Annotated in this window: 21 protein-coding genes and 1 tRNA gene; 9 read left to right on the plus strand and 13 right to left on the minus strand. The window is 61.3% G+C overall.

Annotated elements, in window-relative coordinates; all coding sequences use genetic code 11:
- Positions 1-9: 9 nt before the first annotated feature.
- Genes QZ571_RS07065 through QZ571_RS07075 form a run of 3 tightly spaced genes read left to right on the plus strand, consistent with a single transcriptional unit; the run spans position 10 to position 2,898 of the window.
- Complete coding sequence (locus QZ571_RS07065) at positions 10-852, plus strand: carbohydrate ABC transporter permease (protein WP_295533013.1); 843 nt, start codon at positions 10-12, stop codon at positions 850-852.
- Positions 849-1,889 carry a Gfo/Idh/MocA family oxidoreductase gene (locus tag QZ571_RS07070; protein ID WP_295533014.1) on the plus strand — a complete coding sequence of 347 codons (1,041 nt, stop codon included), beginning with the start codon at positions 849-851 and terminating at the stop codon, positions 1,887-1,889. The genes QZ571_RS07065 and QZ571_RS07070 overlap by 4 nt, the downstream gene beginning before the upstream one ends.
- A 13-nt stretch (positions 1,890-1,902) precedes the next feature.
- Positions 1,903-2,898: an ABC transporter ATP-binding protein gene (locus QZ571_RS07075; protein ID WP_295533015.1), complete on the plus strand. Its 996-nt coding sequence runs from the start codon at positions 1,903-1,905 to the stop codon at positions 2,896-2,898.
- 82 nt (positions 2,899-2,980) lie between these two features.
- Here the strand turns inward: QZ571_RS07075 and QZ571_RS07080 are convergent, their stop codons facing one another.
- From QZ571_RS07080 to iolD, 6 genes are all read right to left on the minus strand, one after another.
- Positions 2,981-4,714 carry an AMP-binding protein gene (locus QZ571_RS07080; RefSeq protein WP_295533016.1) on the minus strand — a complete coding sequence of 578 codons (1,734 nt, stop codon included), beginning with the start codon at positions 4,712-4,714 and terminating at the stop codon, positions 2,981-2,983.
- Between the two features lie 310 nt (positions 4,715-5,024).
- Positions 5,025-6,026: an inositol 2-dehydrogenase gene (gene iolG, locus QZ571_RS07085; RefSeq protein WP_295533017.1), complete on the minus strand. Its 1,002-nt coding sequence runs from the start codon at positions 6,024-6,026 to the stop codon at positions 5,025-5,027.
- Between the two features lies 1 nt (position 6,027).
- Complete coding sequence (locus QZ571_RS07090; protein ID WP_295533018.1) at positions 6,028-6,858, minus strand: class II fructose-bisphosphate aldolase; 831 nt, start codon at positions 6,856-6,858, stop codon at positions 6,028-6,030.
- Complete coding sequence (locus QZ571_RS07095; RefSeq protein ID WP_295533019.1) at positions 6,855-7,697, minus strand: 5-deoxy-glucuronate isomerase; 843 nt, start codon at positions 7,695-7,697, stop codon at positions 6,855-6,857. Before QZ571_RS07095 ends, QZ571_RS07090 begins: the two co-directional genes overlap by 4 nt.
- 12 nt (positions 7,698-7,709) lie before the next feature.
- Entirely contained in the window at positions 7,710-8,687 is a 978-nt protein-coding gene (gene iolC / locus QZ571_RS07100) for a 5-dehydro-2-deoxygluconokinase (protein ID WP_295533020.1), read from the minus strand.
- Positions 8,687-10,555 carry a 3D-(3,5/4)-trihydroxycyclohexane-1,2-dione acylhydrolase (decyclizing) gene (iolD, locus tag QZ571_RS07105; RefSeq protein ID WP_295533021.1) on the minus strand — a complete coding sequence of 623 codons (1,869 nt, stop codon included), beginning with the start codon at positions 10,553-10,555 and terminating at the stop codon, positions 8,687-8,689. The genes iolC and iolD overlap by 1 nt, the downstream gene beginning before the upstream one ends.
- Positions 10,556-10,684: 129 nt before the next feature.
- On the opposite strand from iolD, the gene QZ571_RS07110 reads away from it, so the two are divergent.
- The 3 genes from QZ571_RS07110 to QZ571_RS07120 are packed head-to-tail and all read left to right on the plus strand — an operon-like array spanning position 10,685 to position 13,871.
- The gene (locus tag QZ571_RS07110) at positions 10,685-11,794 is read left to right on the plus strand and encodes a Gfo/Idh/MocA family oxidoreductase (protein ID WP_295533022.1); all 1,110 of its coding nucleotides are present in this window, start codon (positions 10,685-10,687) and stop codon (positions 11,792-11,794) included.
- 13 nt (positions 11,795-11,807) lie between these two features.
- Positions 11,808-12,701, plus strand: a complete 894-nt coding sequence (locus QZ571_RS07115) for a TIM barrel protein (protein ID WP_295533023.1) — start codon at positions 11,808-11,810, stop codon at positions 12,699-12,701.
- A 12-nt stretch (positions 12,702-12,713) separates the two neighbouring features.
- The gene (locus QZ571_RS07120) at positions 12,714-13,871 is read left to right on the plus strand and encodes a Gfo/Idh/MocA family oxidoreductase (protein ID WP_295533024.1); all 1,158 of its coding nucleotides are present in this window, start codon (positions 12,714-12,716) and stop codon (positions 13,869-13,871) included.
- On the opposite strand, the gene QZ571_RS07125 is transcribed toward QZ571_RS07120, so the two are convergent.
- Positions 13,868-14,866: a LacI family DNA-binding transcriptional regulator gene (locus QZ571_RS07125; RefSeq protein WP_295533025.1), complete on the minus strand. Its 999-nt coding sequence runs from the start codon at positions 14,864-14,866 to the stop codon at positions 13,868-13,870. The two genes, QZ571_RS07120 and QZ571_RS07125, sit on opposite strands and share 4 nt — an antisense overlap.
- 187 nt (positions 14,867-15,053) lie before the next feature.
- Between QZ571_RS07125 and QZ571_RS07130 the strand changes: the two genes are divergently transcribed.
- From QZ571_RS07130 to QZ571_RS07140, 3 genes are all read left to right on the plus strand, one after another.
- Positions 15,054-16,004 (plus strand): sugar ABC transporter substrate-binding protein, encoded by a 951-nt coding sequence (locus QZ571_RS07130; RefSeq protein ID WP_295533026.1) that lies wholly within the window; start codon positions 15,054-15,056, stop codon positions 16,002-16,004.
- A 78-nt stretch (positions 16,005-16,082) separates the two neighbouring features.
- Positions 16,083-17,204: an ABC transporter permease gene (locus QZ571_RS07135; RefSeq protein WP_295533027.1), complete on the plus strand. Its 1,122-nt coding sequence runs from the start codon at positions 16,083-16,085 to the stop codon at positions 17,202-17,204.
- Position 17,205: 1 nt separating this feature from the next.
- Positions 17,206-17,991, plus strand: a complete 786-nt coding sequence (locus QZ571_RS07140; protein WP_295533028.1) for an ATP-binding cassette domain-containing protein — start codon at positions 17,206-17,208, stop codon at positions 17,989-17,991.
- 380 nt (positions 17,992-18,371) lie between these two features.
- Here the strand turns inward: QZ571_RS07140 and QZ571_RS07145 are convergent.
- From QZ571_RS07145 to QZ571_RS07170, 6 genes are all read right to left on the minus strand, one after another.
- Positions 18,372-18,447: transfer RNA gene (locus tag QZ571_RS07145), tRNA-Phe, on the minus strand.
- Positions 18,448-18,547: 100 nt separating this feature from the next.
- The gene (yacG, locus tag QZ571_RS07150) at positions 18,548-18,739 is read right to left on the minus strand and encodes a DNA gyrase inhibitor YacG (RefSeq protein WP_295533029.1); all 192 of its coding nucleotides are present in this window, start codon (positions 18,737-18,739) and stop codon (positions 18,548-18,550) included.
- Entirely contained in the window at positions 18,736-19,770 is a 1,035-nt protein-coding gene (locus QZ571_RS07155) for a ribonuclease E/G (RefSeq protein ID WP_295533030.1), read from the minus strand. Before QZ571_RS07155 ends, yacG begins: the two co-directional genes overlap by 4 nt.
- The gene (locus tag QZ571_RS07160; RefSeq protein WP_295533031.1) at positions 19,767-20,339 is read right to left on the minus strand and encodes a nucleoside triphosphate pyrophosphatase; all 573 of its coding nucleotides are present in this window, start codon (positions 20,337-20,339) and stop codon (positions 19,767-19,769) included. The genes QZ571_RS07155 and QZ571_RS07160 overlap by 4 nt, the downstream gene beginning before the upstream one ends.
- Positions 20,340-20,348: 9 nt before the next feature.
- Positions 20,349-20,567 (minus strand): translation initiation factor IF-1, encoded by a 219-nt coding sequence (gene infA, locus QZ571_RS07165; RefSeq protein ID WP_010397442.1) that lies wholly within the window; start codon positions 20,565-20,567, stop codon positions 20,349-20,351.
- Positions 20,568-20,781: 214 nt separating this feature from the next.
- Positions 20,782-21,234, minus strand: coding sequence for a low molecular weight phosphatase family protein (locus tag QZ571_RS07170; RefSeq protein ID WP_295533032.1), 453 nt, complete (start codon positions 21,232-21,234; stop codon positions 20,782-20,784).

A 21,234-nucleotide genomic window follows, 5' to 3' on the forward strand; every position in this document is an offset into this window, starting at 1 on the left:
CGACGAGCCATGAGCATAAGCGCAAGAACCTCAATGCCGCGGACGGTGGCGGTGCACACCGCGCTGATCCTTTACACGCTGATCGCATTATTCCCGGTCTTCGTGATCCTGATCAACTCGATGAAGTCTCGCAAGGCGATCTTCCGTGAGCCGCTGGCCCTGCCGGGCCCCGACACGTTCGATCTTGTCGGGTTCCAGACGGTGCTCACTCAGGGCAATTTCCCGCTTTATTTCGGCAATTCCATGATCGTGACGGTGGTGTCTCTGGCGCTGGTGCTGGTCTTCGGGGCGATGGCGGCCTTTGCGCTGTCGGAATATCGCTTTCGGGGCAATTTTTTGATGGGGCTTTACCTTGCCATCGGCATCATGATCCCGATCCGGCTGGGCACGGTGGCGATCCTGAAGCTGATGGCGGCGGCGCATCTGACAAACACGCTGACTTCGCTGATCCTGGTCTATACGGCGCAGGGCCTGCCGCTGGCGATCTTCATCCTGTCGGAATTCATGCGCACGGTGTCGGACGACCTCAAGAATGCGGGTCGGATCGACGGGCTGAGCGAATATTGGATCTTCTTCACCCTCGTGCTGCCGCTGGTGCGCCCCGCAATGGCGACGGTGGCGGTGTTCACGATGATCCCGATCTGGAACGATCTGTGGTTCCCGCTGATCCTTGCGCCCTCGGAATCCACCAAGACCGTCACCTTGGGCGCGCAGACCTTTATCGGCCAATATGTCACCAACTGGAATGCGGTTCTGGCCTCGCTGTCTTTGGCGATCTTGCCGGTGCTGGTGCTGTACATGATCTTCTCACGGCAACTGATCCGTGGGATCACCTCGGGAGCGGTTAAATGAGTATTCGAAGCCTCGTTGTCGGCCTTGGTAATATGGGGCTGTCGCATGCGCTGGCCTATCATGCGAACCCGGAGTTCGAGGTGGTGGGGCTGGTCAACCGCTCCGCGCCCGCTTTGCCCGATGCGCTGACTGGCTATCCGCTGAGCCACGATTTCGCAGCCGCACTGGCCGAGCTGAAGCCGGATCTGGTGGCCATCGCCACCTATTCGGACAGTCATGCGGATCTGGCCGTCGCGGCGATGCAAGCAGGCGCGCATGTCTTCGTCGAAAAGCCGCTCGCCACCACGGTGGAGGATGCGCTGAGGGTCGCGCGCACGGCTCGCGATACGGGCCGCAAATGCGTCGTGGGCTATATCCTGCGCCATCATCCAAGCTGGCAGCGGCTGATCTCGGAGGCGCGGGATCTGGGCGCGCCCTATGTGTTTCGGTTCAATCTCAACCAGCAATCCACCGGCCCGACATGGGAAGTGCATAAGGCGCTGATGCAGTCCACCCCGCCCATCGTCGATTGCGGCGTTCATTATGTCGATGTGATGCTGCAAATCACCGATGCCCGCCCCCGCGAGGTGCGTGGCATGGGGGTGCGGCTGTCGAGTGAGATCGCAGAGGATATGTATAATTACGGCCATTTTCAGGTGCTTTTCGAGGATGGCTCGACCGGCTGGTATGAGGCCGGCTGGGGACCAATGATCTCGGACACGGCGTTTTTCGTGAAAGATGTCGTCAGCCCCAATGGCGCGGTTTCGATCCGGATGCCTGAAAGTGCGAAATCCGATGATATCGAGACCCATACCAAGACGTCTACTTTGCGACTGCACCGTGTGGGGCAGCCCGATCAGGGTATTTCGATGGCGGATGAACCGGGTCATCAGGCGCTCTGCGATCGCGAAGCGGCATTTGTTGCGCGCGCCATCGCCGAGGATCTCGACCTTTCGCGCCACCTGAACGAGGCGGTGACATCGCTCGCCGTCTGCCTTGCCGCTGATGACAGCGTGCGCTCGGGGCGCGCGGTCACGCTTGACCCGATCCAGATTTGAAGGAGACCCGCGTATGGGTTCGCTGACACTTAGCAACGTGACCAAGAGCTTCGGCAAGACCGAGGTGATCAAGGGCGTCGATCTTGAGGTGCAGGACGGCGAGTTCTGCGTCTTCGTCGGCCCCTCGGGGTGCGGGAAATCCACCCTGCTGCGGATGATCGCGGGGCTTGAGGACGTGACCTCGGGCGATGTGATGATCGACGGCAAACGGGTCAACCTGCTGCCGCCGAGCAAGCGCGAGATCGCGATGGTGTTTCAAAGCTACGCGCTTTATCCGCATCTCAACGTGCGCGACAATATGGGGCTGGCGATGAAACGCGCCGGGGCCAGCAAGGCCGAAGTCACGCAGGCGGTGACCAATTCGGCGCAGATGCTGTCGCTCGAAACGCTGCTGGATCGTCGCCCGGCCGAACTGTCGGGTGGGCAGCGCCAGCGCGTCGCCATCGGTCGCGCCATCGTGCGCCGCCCCAAGCTGTTCCTGTTTGACGAGCCGCTGTCCAACCTTGACGCGGCGCTGCGCGTGGCCACCCGGATCGAGATCGCACGACTGCATTACGAACTGGGCGCAACGATGGTCTATGTCACCCATGATCAGGTCGAGGCGATGACACTGGCGGACCGGATCGTGGTGCTCAATGCGGGCAAGGTGGCGCAGGTCGGGCGCCCGATGGAGCTATATAACGATCCGGCCAACACCTTCGTTGCCGGGTTCATCGGCTCGCCGCAGATGAATTTCCTCAAGGCTGGCGCGCTGGGGCTGCAAGGCGAGACGGTGGGTATCCGCCCCGAGCATCTTGTTATCGGCGACAGCGGCGAGATCGACGGCACGATTAGCCATGTCGAGCATCTCGGCGGCGAGACCAATGTATATGTCAAAACCGGGCCGCACGGGCTGTTGACGGTGCGGCTGTTTGGCGAGCATGATTTCGATATCGACGCTGGCGTGAAAATCAGCCCCGACCCGGCGCGGCGTTTTCACTTCGACGCCGAAGGCCAGCGGATGCGTTAAAGGCGCATATCCCAAAGCGCGACCAACTTGGCTTTGCTGCTCCGCGCCCGAGCCTCATATCGTCGGACGCGGAGCGGACAGGTCAGGCGGTTTGCTCCACCTCCAAGCCCAATTCCTCGATCATCGCATCGCGCATGACGAATTTCTGAGGCTTGCCCGAGACCGTCATCGGCAAGTCGTCCTTGAACCGGATCACCGCAGGCACTTTGAAATGGGCGATCTGGTCACGACAGAAATCCTTGATGTCATCTCCGCAAAGCACAGCCCCGGCGCGCGCCACGATCCAGGCGGCAACGATCTCTCCATATTTGTGATCGGGAATGCCAAAAACCTGCACCTGACTGATATCGGGATGGGTGTAGAGAAACTCCTCGATCTCGCGCGGATAGACATTTTCGCCGCCACGCAGGATCATATCCTTTACCCGGCCCGTGATGTTGCAGTAACCCTCGGCGTCGATCCGCGCGAGATCGCCGGTTTGCATCCAGCCCTCGGCATCCAGCGCTTCGGCGGTGCGCTCGGCTTCGTCCCAATAGCCGCACATAACCGAATAACCGCGCGTCAGCAGCTGCCCCTGCTCGCCGACATTGGCGAGAGAGCCGTCCTCGCGCACGATCTTCACCTCCAGATGCGGCTGAACTTGCCCGACCGACGTGACCCGCTTTTCCAAGGGCGTATCGGTGGCCGATTGGAACGAAACCGGGCTCGTCTCGGTCATGCCATAAGCGATCGTCACTTCAGACATGTGCATCTTGGATTGCGCCTGCTTCATCACCTCAATCGGGCAGGGGGCCCCCGCCATGATGCCGGTGCGCAGCGATGAAAGATCGTGTTGCGCAAAGCCCGGATGTTCGAGCATCGCCACAAACATGGTGGGCACGCCGTAAAGCGCGGTGCAGCGTTCGGCTGCGACACAAGTTAGCGTCGCTTGGGCGTCAAACCCCTCGTCAGGCACGACAATGGTTGCCCCCTTGGTCACGCAGCCCAGCGTGCCCATCACCATTCCGAAGCAATGATAAAAGGGCACCGGGATGCAGATCCGGTCAGCCTCGGTCGCGTTCATCGCGTTGGTCACGAAATGCGCGTTGTTTATGATGTTGCGATGCGTCAGCGTCGCCCCTTTGGGCGCACCTGTTGTGCCGGACGTGAACTGAATGTTGATCGGCTCATTGCGATCAAGCCGCTCGGTTATGGCGTCAAGTTCGCTTCGGTCATAGTCGTCGCCCATCGCCTCAACATCCGCAAAGCGGTAGCAGCCGGGATGATGCGCCGCGCCCAACACAATCACATCGCGCAGATCGGGCAGCTTGCGACATTCGAGTTGCCCGGGTTGTGAGCGCGCAAGTTCCGGGGAAAGCCCATTGATCATCGCCACATAGTCAGAGCTTTTGAACGTCTCTGCCAGCACCAGCGCGCGACAGCCCGTCTTTCTCAGCGCGAATTCCAGCTCGTGAAGGCGATAGGCCGGGTTGATATTGACGAGGATCACGCCGATCCGGGCAGTCGCAAGTTGCGTCAGGACCCACTCTGAACGGTTGGGCGCCCAAATCCCAAGCCGGTCGCCATGCCCCAGACCAAGCCGCAACAATCCCGAAGCGAGCCGATCAATCCGCGTCGAAAACTCTGCCCAAGTCCATCTGACGCCCTCTGCGGCAAACACAACCGCTTCGCGCTCGGGCCAGAGATTGGCGGTCCGGATCAGCACCGCCGGAATTGTGTCTTCGATCAATGGGGTATCGGTTGGCCCTGCGACATGGGCCAAGCCGCGTTGCGGGATGACGCCACAGCGTTGGCTCCCGTTGCTATCAGTCTGCATGATTTCCTCCTCTTGCGCCCTATCGCCAGTTCAGCAAACCGACGACCCTCCAAGGGCTGCCCACATTAAATGAACAATGGTTCAATTCTTGCAAGACTCAGATCGTGAGACAAGGATTTCATGGCGAGGTCGCGAAAGCGTGTTCAAGCCCGCGCAAGCGCGCCACGTTAGGAAGCGAGCGCGCTTGATCATGCGTGGAGGTCAAATGGTCGCCCTGAGGGTGAGCATCGCCATGCCCGGGGATCGCTGCAAAAGGGGCATCACCGGGCAGCCGGTTATAAGGTCAACCTATCGGGTGTCAGGTTGGTTTTCAGCCCTCATTTGCCAACGAGACTGGTCGTCCCTGTGCCAAAGACAAAGCGGCTGCATCGGCCAGTTCTTGCGCGCGCAGCCCATCGAGAATGCCGGGCGTAATCGAGCCGCCCTCGCTCACCGCATGCAGGAAATAGGCCATCTCGGCACGATAGGCGGCGGCGTAGCGTTCTAGGAAAAAATGCTGTGCGGGGGCTTTGCGAAAGCCCGCATCGGTTGCGATCTCGACCGTGTTTTCAAGCATGTTTTCTGCGCGTAACATGCCGCGCGCGCCATGCACCTCAATGCGTTGATCATAGCCATAGCTGGCACGGCGCGAATTCGAAATCTGGCAGATCTTGCCCGAGGCCGTTGTCAAAACCACCGCCGCTGTGTCGACATCCCCAGCAGCCCCAATCGCGGGATCAACGAGTGCCGCGCCCGTGGCATAGACCGAGACCGGTTCGTCCCCGCACAGCAGAAACCGCGCCATGTCGAGATCATGGATCATCATATCGCGAAACAGCCCGCCCGAGCTTTGGATATAGCTGATCGGCGGCGGTGCGGGGTCGCGCGACAGGATCGTCACGATCTCGACTGCGCCGATTTCGTCAGCCGCGATCCGGGCTTGCAGATTGGCGAAATTCGGATCGAAACGGCGGTTGAAGGCGGTCAGGAAGGGCACGCCCGCGCGCTCCACGGCCTTGATGCAATCCTTGATGCGCGCAGCCGACATATCCACTGGTTTTTCGCAAAATATCGCCTTGCCCGCAGCGGCGGCGGCATGGATCAGATCGTAATGCGTGTCAGTCGGCGTGCCAATCACCACGGCATCGACGTCACTGCTTTCGATCAGCTCTAACGACCCCATCACGCGAGCCCCGCTGCGCGCGGCCAGCACCGCAGCCGGTTCGGGAAACGCATCCGCGACGGCTGTGATCCTTGCGCCGTCGATCTGACGGATTGAACCGGCATGGACCTGACCGATCCGTCCACATCCCAAAATCCCGATATTGAGCATTCTACTCTCCCTTGAACGCTTGCAGCACCTGACGCGTGGCTGCGACCAGAGGTTCATGCGTTTCCTTCAAAATCTGTACCCGATCAAAGCGGTCCGGATCGGCATTGACCGCGTGTCGCAGTGCAGCGCCAAAGGCCATGCGCAGCTCGGTTCCGATATTGAACTTGCAGATTTTCGAGCCGCGCGCCAGCGCCCGGCGCTGCGCCACCGGCACGCCCGAGCCGCCATGGATCACCAGCGGCACCTCGGTCAGGGCCTCAATGGCGCGGATGCGGGACTCATCCAGCCCGCCCTCTTTACCCTGCTGCAAATGCACATTGCCCACAGAAATCGCCATCGCATCGACGCCTGTTTCGCGGGCGAAACGCGCGGCTTCGTCTGGGTCGGTGCCGGCTGATCCTTCGCCGCCCGAATACCCGACAAAGCCGATCTCTCCCTCGCAGGAGACGCCCGTCGCATGGGCCAATTCCGCGATTGCCGCCGTCTCGTCGATATTTTGCGCCAGCGGCTTTCGTGAGCCGTCAAACATCACCGAGGTGAAGCCGCACTCAATGGCCTCCTTGCACTCCTCAAAGGTGTAGCCGTGATCGAGATGGGCGACGACGGGCACGCTGGCCCCCTCGGCCAAGTAGCGAAACATCTGGCCGAGAATCGGCAGCGGCGTGTGGGCGCGGCACGATGGCCCGGCTTGCAGGATCACCGCAACGCCCTCGGCCTCGGCGGCGGCGACATAGGCGCGCATATCCTCCCAGCCCAGCGTGACCAATCCGGCCACCGCATGGTGCTGGCGCAGCGCGGGCTGCAAGACATCGGCAAGGGTTACAAGGCTCATTTGAACTTTGCCACCATATCCATGATTCCCGGAATGGTGTGCAGTTGGGCGGCATGGGTGGGTTGGAAATACTGCTTCAGGCTGCGCTGGCTCAGCCCGCCAAGGATGGTGAAGTAATACATCTCGTAGCCCGGCAGCACGGCGCAGGGGTGATAGCCCTTATCGATCAGGATCGTCGAGCGATCCATGATATGATAGGCATCGCCCGGCTTGTTATCCTCGCGCTGCAGCATCTGTAGCCCCGAGCCGTAATCGGGGCGGAAGCGGAAGTTGTAGGTCTCGTCATGGCGCGTCTCGTCGGGCAGACGGTCAGTGTCATGCTTGTGGCTTGGGAAACCAGACCAGCCGCCTTGCCCCACGGTGTACAGCTCACTCACCAGCAGACGACCGACCTTGTCGTGATGCTTGCTGCCAAGGATATGCTTGATCTTGCGATGGGTTTTGGTGTCATCCGAGCCGTATTGCACCTTATCAAGCGCATCGGCGCGCACATCGAAGGGTTCAAGCACCTTGTCGTATTTCGCCCCTGCGATGAAGGTCTCCGTGCTGTCGGTAAGACAGGTGATGCGCACGCGGGCGCCGACGGGAACGTAAACGCCCTCGGGCTCGCCATCCCAGACATCCACGGTGCGGTTGCCGATCCCTTCATACACTGCGCCTTCGACATCCACATCGACCGTGCCGGTGGCGGGCACCACGCAGGTTTCATAGCCGGGCACGGCATAGTCGAAACTCTCGCCCTTCTTCAGCTTGATGATGTTGAAATAGTTCAGCGGGACGAGGTCGTGATCGACATCCACGATGGGCTTGTTCTGGTTGTCATGGGGCGCGATATGCATGGCGTCTCCTATTCAGCTTTGTGTTGGGCCGGGATGGGTGGCGAGATAGGCATCCAGCTCGGGTGTGTCGGGCATGGCGGGGGCGCAGCCGGGTCGCGACACGACGATCGAGGCGCAGGCCGAACCGCGCAGCACCGCCTCGCCCAAGGGGCGCCCCCGTGAGAGCGCGTCGAGGAACCCGGCCATGAAGCTGTCGCCCGCCCCGGTGGGTTTGAGCGCGGTGGTGGGGAAGATGCCGCTGCGCAGCGCTGCGCCATCGGCAAACGTGACCGAGCCTTGCGGCCCCATCTTATAAACCACGATCGCCGCACCCGAGCCCGCCAGGTCGCGCGCCTTGTCCATGCCCTGCGCGATCCCACCAGCCATGAAGCCGAACTCTTCGTCATTGCCCACGATCACGTCAGACAGCGCTGCGGCGCGCGAAAGAACGTCTTGCGCGACCTGCGGAGAAGGCCAGCTATAGGGGCGGTAATCGACATCGAAAATGATCGCCAGCCCGGCCGCGCGCGCCATTTCAAACGCCCGAAACGCGGCACTGCGCGAGGGTTCAGCGGCAAAGATGGTGCCCGCCGAGACCAGCGCGCCATAGCGCGAGAAATTCACCGCCTCGACATCGGCCAGGCTCATTTGGAAATCGGCGGCATTGTTGCGATAGATGACGCTTTGATGCTCTTGCATGCGCGTTTCATAGAGAGCCAGAGAGGTGCGTTGCTCGCCCCGGATGCGCTTCACCAGCGAACGGTCCACGTCATAGGCATCAAGCTGAGCCTCGCAATACCAGCCCACCGCGTCATCGGACACGCAGGTCATCAACGCCGCCTTGCAGCCCAGCTTGACCAGCCCCGCCGCAATATTAGCCGCACTGCCGCCCATCGCGACCATCATGGTTTGGGCCTCGCGCAGACGCGCGCCGGGCGGGTCCGGTGTCAGGTCCATGCCCACCCGGCCGAGCACGAGGAAATCGCGCTTGGCGATTGCGGCGAGCACCATCACACGCCCTGCCGCTGTTTGTGGCGACTGGATTCCCAGTCCTCATGCGCGTCGCGCACCTTCGCGCTGTCAGACACTTGCGGCGTGCCGACCTCCCACCAAGCATGGCCTTGCGTGGTCCAGCCCTCGTAAGGATCGACATCCATCACGATCACATAGGTTTTCTCCGAGGCCTTGGCGCGCCGAAAGGCCTCGGCTAGATCGGCGGGGTTGGCGACTTTTTCTGCCGCCGCCCCCATCGCCGTCGCATGGGCCACGAAATCAACGCCGAACGGTTCGGGGATGGTCGGACAATCGGCAAGCAGGTTGTTGAAGCTCTCGTTGCCGGTGTTGTTTTGCAGCTTGTTGATCACCGCAAAGCCGCCATTGTCCAGCACCAGCACGATCAGCTTTTTCTGGCTGAGGACCGAGGAATAAATATCGGAATTCAGCATCATGTAGGACCCGTCGCCGCAGAAAGTGATGACGTCCTGATCGGGTTCCCGTTCGGCCTGCGCGATGCGAGCGCCCCAAGCGCCTGCGATTTCGTAGCCCATGCAGGAAAAGCCGAATTCCACATCGACCGTGCCGGTATCCAGCGTACGCCAATTCGCCGTGACTTCGGCAGGCAGCCCGCCAGCAGCGGCCACCACACGGTCGCGCGGATCGCAGAGCGCATTCACCACGCCAATCGCCTGCGCATAGGAATTGGGGCGATTGCCGGCGGCAACGTTCTTGGCAACATACGCATCCCAAGTCTTGCGCTCATCCTGCGCCCCGCTGACCCACTTGGGGGGCGCAGTATAATCGAGCGCCTCTGCCAGCGCCGCAAGCGAAACGCGCGCATCGCCCACCACCGGCAGGGAGAAATGCTTCATCGCGTCATGGCGCGCGGCGTTGATCGCAATGATCTGCGCATCCTGCGCAAAGGCGGTCCACGACCCGGTTGTGAAATCTTGCAAGCGCGTGCCGATGGCAAGGATCACATCGGCCTGCTCGGCAATCGCGTTGGCGCTGTCTGATCCCGTCACCCCGATCGGTCCGATATTGAGCGGATGCGTGGCCGTCAGATTGGCGCGCCCGGCGATGGTTTCGACCACGGGGATCTGGTGGGTCTCGGCGAATTGGGTCAACGCTTCGACCGCGCGGGAATATTGCACCCCGCCGCCTGCGATGATCATCGGGCGCTTTGCCGTTTTCAGCAGCGCCACCGCATCCGCGATTTCGGCGGGGTCGGGGGCCTGACGGCGGATGCGATGAACCTTCTTGGCAAAGAATGGGGCCGGATAGTCATAGCTCCAGCCCTGCACATCCTGTGGCAGCCCTAAGAAAGCCGGGCCGCAATCTGCTGGGTCCAGCATCGTGGCTAGCGCATTGGGCAGCGATTGCAGGATTTGCGCCGGGTGACAGATGCGGTCCCAGTAGCGCACGACCGGCTTGAACGCGTCATTCACCCCGAAGGTCGGGTCGGAAAAATTCTCCATCTGCTGCAAGACCGGGTCGGGCAGGCGGGTGATGAACGTATCGCCACACAGCAACAGCATCGGCAGCCGATTGGCATGGGCCAAAGCCGCCGCCGTCAGTAGATTCGAGGTGCCCGGCCCGGCACTCGCGGTGCAAAACATAAAACGCTGACGCAGCCATTGCTTGGCATAGCCCGCCGCCGCGAACCCCATGCTCTGCTCATTCTGGCCGCGATAAAGCGGCAACGCGTCCTGCACCCCGTGCAGCGCCTCACCCAAGCACGTCACATTGCCATGGCCGAAAATGCCAAAACCCCCGCCGCACAGGCGCAGCTCTTGCCCGTCGATCTCGATGAACTGATTGGAAAGCCAGCGGATGATCGCTTGGGCGGTGGTCAGGCGAATTGTGTCTGTCGGCGTTGTCATGTCAGCGCGAACCTCTTTGTCGGGAAAATTCGGACGGATGCCGAACACAGCTTGCGGGGTTACGATTCTCAGGATACAACTTTTGCAACCGGTTGCAAATTGTAATTCAAGATCTCGGAGGAGGTTGCGGTGTCTCGGATCGGGATTGGTATTCTGGGCGGGGGCTATATGGGTAAGGCCCATGCGGTAGCGATGTCCGCCGTCGGGGCGGTGTTCGACCCTGCTCTGCGCCCGCATTTGGAAATGGTCTGTGCCTCAAGCGCGCAAAGTGCTGAACGCTATCGCACTGCCTATGGGTTCGCACGCGCCACCGATGATTGGCGCGTGCTGGTCAACGACCCGGCTGTGCAGGCGGTGATCATCGCCAGTCCGCAAGAGACCCATCGCGACGTGGCACTGGCCGCGTTTGCGCTGGGCAAGCCGGTGTTTTGCGAGAAACCGCTGGGTGCGTCACTGCAAGACAGCGCCGAGATGGTGGCTGCCGCCGAAGCCTCGGGCGTGGCGAATATGGTCGGGTTCAACTATATCCGCACCCCCGCCAGCCAGTTCGCGCGCGAGCTGATTGCGCGCGGCGAGATTGGCGAGATTACCTGGTTTCGCGCCGAGCATACCGAGGATTTCTACGCCGACCCGCAGGCCCCGGCGAGTTGGCGTACGCAAGGCGCGGCCAATGGCACGATGGGCGATCTGGCGCCGCATATCCTCAACGCCGCGCTGGCGCTGATCGGGCCGATTGCGCGCGTCATGGCCGAAATTGAGACCGTTCACACTACCCGCCCCGGGGGTCGCGTCGACAATGACGATCACGCCCAGATGATGTGCCGCTTTGAAAATGGCGCGATGGGGCAGATCTATGTCTCGCGCATCGCGACGGGGCGAAAGATGGGCTATGCCTATGAAATCACCGGCACAAAAGGCGCGATCCGGTTCGATCAAGAAGACCAGAACGCGCTGTGGCTGTATCGGGCCGAGGGGCCCGAGGCCACGCGCGGCTTCACCAAGATCCTGACGGGCCCCGCCCATCCCGATTACGCCGCCTTCTGCCAAGGCCCCGGCCACGGCACCGGCTATCAGGACCAGATCATCATCGAGGCGCGCGACTTTTTAAGCGCCATCGCGACGGGGGCGCCGGTCTGGCCGACCTTTCGCGACGGGCATGAGGTGAACCGGGTGATCGCTGCCGCAATGGCCTCGACGCGCGCGCAAAAATGGCAAGATATCGCGACATTTTCCGGATAGGAGAGGCAAGAGAATGGCTATTAGAATTGGCAATGCGCCCTGTTCATGGGGTGTCGAATTCGCGCAGGACCCGCGCAATCCGAGTTGGCAATCGGTGCTGCAGGATTGCGCCGATGCGGGCTATAAGGGGATCGAGCTTGGCCCCGTCGGCTTCATGCCCGAAGACCCCGCCATTCTGGGCGAAGCGCTGGCGAAGCATGACCTTGAGTTGATCGGCGGCGTGGTGTTTCGCGCCTTTCACGACCCCGCGCAATGGGACGATGTGCTTGATGGCACGCATCGCACCTGCAAGGCGTTGCAGGCCCATGGCGCGCGCCATCTGGTGCTGATCGATTCCATCTCACCGCGCCGCGCGCCCACTGCCGGGCGCGCCGCTGAGGCCGAGCAGATGGACGCTTCCGAATGGACTGCCTATCGCGACCGGATCGCGCAGGCGGCAAGGATCGGGGCGCAAGACTATGGGTTGACGGTGGGCATTCACGCCCATGCTGCGGGCTTTATGGATTTCGAACCCGAACTGGAACGCCTGCTTGATGAGGTCGATGAAGATATCTTGAAAATCTGCTTCGATACCGGGCACCATTCCTATGCGGGCTATGATCCGGTGGCCTTCATGAAGCGCCATATCGACCGCATCTCTTACATGCATTTCAAGGATATCGACCCGCAGGTCAAAGCCCGCGCTGTGGCACAGCGCACCGGGTTTTACGACGCCTGCGGTCAGGGGATTTTCTGCAATCTCGGGCAGGGCGATGTCGATTTTCCCGCTGTGCGGCAAGTGCTGCTGGACGCGGGGTTCGAGGGCTGGTGCACGGTCGAGCAGGATTGCGACCCGCTGCTGGACCCGGACCCCGTTGGCGACGCCAAAAAGAACCGGGAATATCTTGAATCCATTGGATTTAACTGAGGAGCGCGCGTGATGGCAAAACTGAAATGGGGCATGATCGGGGGCGGCGAAGGCAGCCAGATCGGGCCAGCGCACCGCCTTGGCGCAGGGCTGGATGGGGCGTACGAGTTCAGCGCGGGTGCGCTGGATCATCGCCCCGAGGCCGGGCGTGAGTATGGGCAGCGGCTGGGACTGGCCGCCGATCGCGCCTATGGAGATTGGCGCGAGATGCTGGAGGGCGAGCGCGCGCGCGAAGACCGCGTCGATCTGGTCACCGTCGCCACTCCCAACGCGACGCATTTCGAAATCACCAAAGGGTTTCTCGAAGCGGGCTTTCACGTGCTGTGCGAAAAGCCGATGACGATGACGGTCGAGCAAGGCGAAGAGATCGTCAACCTCGCGCGCGAGACCGGCAAAATCTGCGCGGTGAATTACGGCTATAGCGGCTATTCGCTGGTGCGCCACATGCGCGCGATGGTGGCGCGCGGCGATCTGGGGCAAATCCGTCTGGTCAAGGCCGAGTTCGCCCATGGCCATCACGCCGATGCCGCCGATGCCGACAATCCGCGGGTGCGCTGGCGCTATGATCCCGCGCAGGCGGGCGTGTCGGCGCAGTTTGCCGATTGCGGTATTCACGCGCTGCACATGGCGAGCTTCGTGATCGGACAAGAGGCGCGGATGCTCTCGGCTGATACGGTCAGCTGCATTGCCAGTCGCACGCTGGAAGATGACGCGATGGTCAATCTGCGCTTTGACGGGGGCGCGGTCGGGCGGCTCTGGACCAGCTCGATCGCGATCGGGCGTCAGCACGGGCTGACCTTGCAAGTCTTTGGCGAGAAGGGCGGTTTGCGATGGGCGCAGGAACAGCCCAACCAGCTATATTGGATGCCCTTGGGCGAGCGTCTGCAGGTGATCGAACGCGGAGAGGCCAATCTGTCCCCCGAGGCCGATCGCACCAGCCGCGTCACGATTGGCCATGCCGAGGGGATGCCGCTTGCCTTCGCCAATATCTATGCCGATCTGGCCGAGGCCATCCGCGCCGAGAAAGAGGGCCGTACGATGGACCCCGCAGCTAACCTGTATCCGCGCGCCGAAGATGGTTTGCGCTCGATGGCGGCAGTGTTCGCTGTGGCGCAAAGCGGTCACGCCGAGGGTGTCTGGGTCGATGCACGCCCGCCGATGTTTCGCTAAGTGAGCGGGCGCAATGTCGCCCGCTCAATCACGCTGCAGGGGAAGATTCGCGCCTCTGGATAGCGGTCGGGTTCGTTCAGCATCGCCACCATGAGTTCAATCGTGGAGGCGATGATCTGGCGGATCGGCTGGCGGATCGTCGTGAGGTTGATGTTCTCCCAGCGCGCCATTTCCATGTCGTTGAGCCCGATGATCCCGATATCGCCGGGCACATCCAGCCCGCTTTCGCGGATCGCGGATAGCACACCGATGGATAGGACGTCATCGCCGCAGAAATAGGCCTCGGCAGGGCGCGCACGCAGCAGGCGCAGCATTTCGCGCCGACCTGCGTCAAACGAATAGTCGTCGGCAAAGGAATAGCTGGTCTTGATCGCGCGATGCGCCGAAAGTTCGGTCATGAAGCCGCTATAGCGATCCTGCGTTGAGGTCGCTCCTTCGGGCCCGCCCAGAAAGGCGACATCGCGATAGCCATGCGCGATCAACGTGCGCGCCGCCATCCGCCCGCATTCCACGTTGTCGATCCCCACGACATGCACCTGCGGTGCCGCCGAAGCCCGCCCGAACGCATGCACCACCGGAATGCCGACATCGCGAAACGCCTTGGCAAAGCCGGGCGGCAAGGTCGAAGACGCCACCACCACCCCATCGACCGAATATTGCCGCAACATGCGCACCGAGGCCTCGGGGTCGGTCTCATCCGAGAGATTCACCAATAGCGGGCGCAAGCCGCGATCCTGCAGGCCGCGAGTGAACAGGTCGAACACTTCCAGAAAGATCGGGTTGTGAAAGTTGTTCGACACCAGCCCGATCAGCTTGGTGCGTCCGGTGGTCAGCGACGAGGCCAGCGCGTTGGGGCTATAGCCCAGCTCGCGCGCTGCCTTCTCGACCTTGCGCCGCATCTTGTCCGAAACCGAGGCCCCTTGCGTGAACACGCGCGACACCGCCGAGCGCGAAACCCCGGCGCGTTGTGCAACCTCTTTCAACGTAACGGCCATTCCGGTCTGCTCCCTTTTCGCGTGTTGCGCGGTTTCTAGCGCGTATCGCAACTCTGCACAGCTTGAAAGAGTGCGATCATTTTTGCAACCGGTTGCAAAAATGATGCCGACATGCTTTACTCCGACTCGGAGGGGCAAAGGCGAGACGCGCATTTGCCGGGAGACAGTCAATTTTTGGGAGGAAATCATGACGTCACTGATGAAACATCTGGCGCTGGCGGCTGTGGTCGCAGCAGCGCCCCTGATGGCGGCCACTACGGCCTCGGCAGAGGGTGAGAAATACATTCTCGTCAGTCACGCCCCCGACAGCGACAGCTGGTGGAACACGATTAAGAATGGCCTTGCTCTGGCGGGCAAGCAGATGGATGTGCAGGTCGAATATCGCAATCCGCCGACGGGTGACTTGGCCGATATGGCGCGCATCATCGAGCAGGCCGCCGCCTCGCACCCGACCGGCATCATCACCACCTTGGCCGATTACGACGTGCTTTCGGGACCAATCCGAAATGCCGTAGATTCAGGTATTGATGTGGTTATCATCAATTCCGGTACGCCCCAGCAGGCGCGCGATCTGGGCGCGCTGATGTATGTCGGCCAACCGGAATATGACGCAGGGCTCGCCGCCGGGCAGCGCGCCAAGGCCGATGGCGTGAAAAGCTTTCTCTGCGTGAACCACTATATCAGCTCGCCCTCCTCGACCGAACGCTGCCAGGGCTTTGCCGATGGGCTGGGGGTCGAACTGGGCAACCAGATGATCGATTCCGGGCAAGACCCGTCCGAGATCAAAAACAAGGTGCTGGCCTATCTTTCGGCCAATCCCGATACCGATGCCGTGCTGACGCTTGGCCCGACCTCTGCCGACCCGACCATTCAGGCGCTCGAAGAGAACGGCATGGCGGGCGACATCTATTTCGGCACCTTCGATCTGGGTGAGGAAATCGTTAAGGCGATCAAGGCAGGCATCATCAATTGGGGCATCGACCAGCAGCCCTTCTTGCAGGCCTATCTGCCGGTGGTCGTGATGACGAACTATCACCGCTACGGCGTTCTGCCCGGCAATAATATCAACTCCGGCCCCGGCTTTGTGACCGCCGATGGTTTGGAAATGGTCGAGAAATTCGCCGGCGAGTACCGCTGATCTGATGTGAATCCGGGGCGGTCGTTGCGCATTGGCCGCCCCCTCTCTCTTTTCTCTTTCTCGGAGCCTCAACGCGCCATGTCACACGCCCACACCCAATTGCCCGATGACGAGAGGATCAAGTCGCGCTCGCGTCTACGCGAAGCCCTGATCCGCCCCGAACTCGGCGGCATCGTTGGCACCATCGTCGTCTTTGCCCTGTTCGCGGTTTTCGCCTTTGATAGCGGCATGTTCAAAAGCCAAGGCATCATGAACTGGAGCCAGGTCTCGGCGCAATTCATGATTATCGCGGTGGGCGCCTGCCTGCTGATGATCGCGGGCGAGTTCGACCTCTCCGTGGGGTCGATGATCGGCTTTTCGGGCATGATGATCGCGATGTTCTCTGTCACTCTGGGCTGGCCTGTCTGGCTGGCGATTCTCGTGACCTTTGTGCTGGCGCTGGCGATTGGGGCGCTCAACGGCTTTATCGTGGTGCGCACTGGGCTGCCCAGTTTTATCGTGACGCTGGCCTCGCTGTTCATCCTGCGCGGCTTTACGATTTATTTCCCCCAAACGATTGAGCGCAAGACCATCATCGGCGGCGTTTCCGAGGTCGCGCAGGGCGATTGGCTCGCGGCGGTGTTTGGCGGCAAGATTCTTACGGGTCTGTTTACTTGGCTGGGCAATGCCGGGCTGATCGCCACATTTGATCGCGGCCTGCGCAAGGGCCAGCCGGTCGTTGATGGCGTGCCGATGCTGATCGTCTGGGCGCTGGTTCTGGTGGTGATCGGTCATATCGTGCTGACGCGCACGCGGTTCGGCAACTGGATCTTTGCCAGTGGCGGCGATGCGCAAGCGGCGCGCTATGCCGGTGTGCCGGTGAACCGCGTCAAGATTTCGATGTTCATGTTCACCGCCTTCTGCGCCACCGTCTTTGCCACTTGCCAAGTGATGGAGTTCGGCTCGGCCGGGGCGGATCGCGGCTTGCTGAAAGAATTCGAGGCGATCATCGCCGTGGTGATTGGCGGCGCCCTTCTGACGGGCGGCTATGGCAGCGTCATCGGTGCCGCGCTTGGTGCGCTGATCTTTGGCGTCGTGCAGCAGGGGCTGTTCTTTGCCGGTGTCGAAAGCTCACTATTCCGGGTGTTTCTGGGCGTCATTCTGCTGTGCGCGGTGATCCTGAACACCTATGTCCGTCGCCTGATTACCGGGGAGAGATAAGATGAACCCGCATGCTCCCATCATCCAGATGAAGAATATCGAAAAGCATTTCGGCTCGGTGATCGCGCTGGCCGGGGTCTCGCTTGAGGTCTTTCCCGGCGAATGTCATTGCCTGCTGGGCGATAACGGCGCGGGTAAATCGACCTTCATCAAGACCATGTCCGGGGTGCATAAGCCCACCAAGGGCGAGATCCTGTTCGAGGGCAAACCGCTGCATTTCGACCGCCCGCGCGATGCGATCAATGCGGGAATCGCGACCGTCTACCAAGACCTCGCGATGATCCCGCTAATGTCGGTCAGTCGCAATTTCTTCATGGGAAACGAGCCTTTGCGCAAGGTCGGGCCGCTCAAATTCTTTGACCACGAGCACGCCAATTCGGTGACCATGGAAGAGATGCGCCGCATGGGCATCAATCTGCGCGGACCCGATCAGGCGGTGGGCACGCTGTCAGGCGGCGAGCGCCAGACGGTGGCGATTGCGCGCGCGGTGCATTTCGGCGCGAAGGTGCTGATATTGGATGAGCCGACCTCGGCGCTTGGGGTGCGCCAGACTGCGAATGTGCTTTCAACCATCGACAAGGTGCGCAAGCAAGGCATCGCGGTGGTGTTCATCACCCATAACGTGCGCCACGCGATGGCGGTGGCCGACCGCTTTACCGTGCTTAATCGCGGCAAGACCTTGGGCACCGCGCAGCGCGGCCAGATCACGCCCGAGGAGTTGCAGGATCTCATGGCTGGCGGTCAGGAACTGGTTGAGCTGGAAGGCAGCCTTGGTGGCACCGTCTGAGGGAGAGCGCTTTCGTCGTTCGCGCTAAAGCCTAAGGCAAGTCCGGCCCGGTTCCTTCAAAGCCCTATCCAAACACCTGCGCGACCCACCGGAGCCGATTAGGCCCAAGCTCTCTTCTCACCTGAGGATCAGAACCCGTTCAGGAATGCGCCGGGTGCCATGCCGGTTTCTGCATTTCTCAAGCTGCTCCAGCTTGGGTCCATCGGTGAGGCGACCTTTCCGAAAGATTCGCCTGCAACGCCCGCATCCTGCGACAAAAGGCTCGACGACTAGGTTTCGGAAAATACGCCCCTGTATGCCCCAAAGGGGCTTTCGACGACCAAACGCTAAAACCCGGCTCAGCGACCAGATAAGTATTTTTTATTTTCTGGAGATTTAAGTGGTGCCCGAAGGCGGACTCGAACCACCGACACGCGGATTTTCAATCCGCTGCTCTACCAACTGAGCTATTCGGGCACTCTGGCCTTACGGCCTTGCTGGGCGGTTACTAAATCAGGGCGGGGAAGCTGTCCAGAGGGATTTATCAGAAAAATGAACGCCAGCGCCACCGCGCCCGTTAGTGCGGCTTTTGCGCGCCGCCCTGCAAGTCGTCTGGATTGATGGGCGCGTGTTCTTCTTCCTCGACGGCGTCGCCGGGAATGACGTAGGACCCGTTCAGCCAACGCGCCAAATCCACATCCGCGCAGCGTTTTGAGCAGAACGGGCGGTATTTCGGATCAGATTCTTTCGCGCAGATCGGACAGCTCACACCACATCTCCCAGCAGAGAGCTTAGAGCAACACGGTCGCGCTTGCGCTGCAACTCGAAATTTCCAAGCGGTGTCCAGCCAGCCAACGAGGCCTCGGCCTCACCTTTGAACGAGGTGCGTAGCTGTTGTTCAAGCGGCTGGCGATCGCGTTTGGGCATTGGGGCGAAATCGACGGTGACCTGCCCTCCCAGTCCACGCAGGCGCAACTGGCGCGGCAGGGCCCGCGCGGCGGCGATATTGGCCTTGAGCCCCGCTGCCGGCGACGTGTCATTGCCGGTATTCACATCCACAGCAATCAGTGCGCGGGTGGGTTCGATCATCATATGCGCGCCCCAGTCCAATTCGACGCGCGGCTGCAACAGCGCCTCGATCGCGTCGGTCGCGCCATGATCGTCAAAGCCGCCCTCAACCACCTCATCTGGTGCCGGATCAGCCCAGTCGCGCCACGCCTCTTCATGCGGGCTGGGCGCATCGACCAGCAATTCAGGCGCGCCCGAGAGATCGGCCATCACAGCCTCCGACAGGGTGCGCATCGCAGCGATATCCTCGGCGATGTCAGTCGCGTCGGCATGCGCAGCGACCGAGCGCAGGATCAACCCGGCCTGCGCGCCCGACATTTCCGCCTCGGCCAAAGATTGCAGGCTGGCGCGCAAGTCTTCGTCGCGAATTCGGCGTGAGATATTCAGTCCGGGCGCGCCGGGGGTGACAATCGCGTGGCGCGATTTGAACAAGACCCGCAGCGTGACGGGCAGCGCCTTGCCGGGCTCGCTCCCGCCCGAGACCTGAACGATCACGGTTTGGCCCGGGCTCAGCCCCTTCACCTCGCGCAGAAAGCCGCGCGCGCCTTGGGGTAGGTCGACGAACACTCCGCCTTGCCCCTTCATCTGGCGCCCGATCACGCCACGGCAGATCGCGCCGGGGGCCAGCGCCACGCCCGGATCAATCAGCACATCTTCCAACTGCCCATCCACCATCAACGCAGCCGCCTCACGGCCCGCGATTTGATCCAGCAGAATGACCCGTCCAATCATGCCCATTCTCCCTTGATGCCAGCAGCGGCCAACAATGTTGCGGTTTCGCTTAATGGCAGGCCGACGACGCCCGTGTAGCTGCCTTGCAGCCACGGCACGAACGCCCCGCCAAGGCCCTGAATGGCATAGCCACCCGCCTTGCCACGCCATTCGCCACTGGCCAGATAGCCATTCACGTCTTCATTGCTGAGCGGTTTGAACTTGACCACCGTATCGACCAGCCGCTCGCGCAGGCCAGACGCGCTGCGCACAGCGATCGCTGTCAGTACATGATGACGTCGACCCGACAGGAGCCACAGAAACTCTGCCGCCTGCTTTTCGTCATCGGGTTTGCCCAGAATGCGGCGGCCACAGGTCACGGTGGTATCGGCACTCAGGATCACCTCATCAGCGGCCATCTCAAGCGCCATCGCCTTTTCGCGCGCCATGCGCGTCACATAATCGCGCGGCGACTCCCCCTTGGCGGGGGTCTCGTCGATTTCGGCAGGGCGCAGGGCGGCAGGCTCCAGACCCAATTGGGCCAAAAGCTCCCGCCGACGCGGACTTGCCGATCCCAGAATAAGTTTCAACAGATCCGCTTACTTGAAACGGTAGTTGATGCGACCCTTCGTCAGGTCATAGGTGTTCATTTCCACCTGTACCTTGTCGCCTGCAAGAACGCGGATGCGGTTCTTGCGCATTTTGCCTGCCATATGCGCGATGATCTCATGGCCGTTTTCCAGCTCGACCCGAAATGTCGCGTTAGGCAGGAGTTCCTTAACGACACCGGGAAATTCGAGCATTTCTTCCTTGGCCATGGTCACTCCGTATTTGAAAACCCGCAGATTGTGCGGGCGAGCGTTAAATGCGCCCGCAAGCGCAAAATTTCAAGCGTAATGTCTAGCAGGAGCGGGCTTTTCCCTCACGGAGTTGACCATTTGGGTGAGAATTGCACCCCAGAGCCTGCACAGACAGGGGTTTGCGGGCGCAAGGGCTGTGGCAGATCGGCCTGAAACGCGCCTGAGTCGCAGCTTACAGCCTGGGCGCGCCAAACCTGGCAACTAGGTGGCCTCTGATCTGGTCGCGCGTGTCACGATAAGCCGCCAGTTTGGCGTCGCGACTCTCGCCAATGCCGGTAGGGTCAAGAATCGGCCAATATTCCACATCAAGGTGGAAAAACCGCGTGAATTCTAATGCTTGACGCTGAGACGCGGGCGAGAGCGCGACGACCAGATCAAACGCCGACAGATCATCGCCCCATTCCTGCAATTCGCTAAACGAGCGCGACCGATGCCGCACCAGATCGACCCCGATCTCGGACATTACCGCGATTGTGAAACCGTCGATCTCAAGATCCGCCTTCACGCCCACGGATTGGACGTAAACATCGGTGCCGTAGAATTTCTTCATCATGCCTTCGGCCATTGGCGAGCGTGTCGCATTATGGTCGCAGGCAAAAAGCACCGAGGAGGGAAGATCGCCCAT

It is taken from the genome of uncultured Thioclava sp. (assembly GCF_913064665.1).
In the GTDB taxonomy this organism is placed as follows: Bacteria; Pseudomonadota; Alphaproteobacteria; order Rhodobacterales; family Rhodobacteraceae; genus Thioclava; species Thioclava arctica.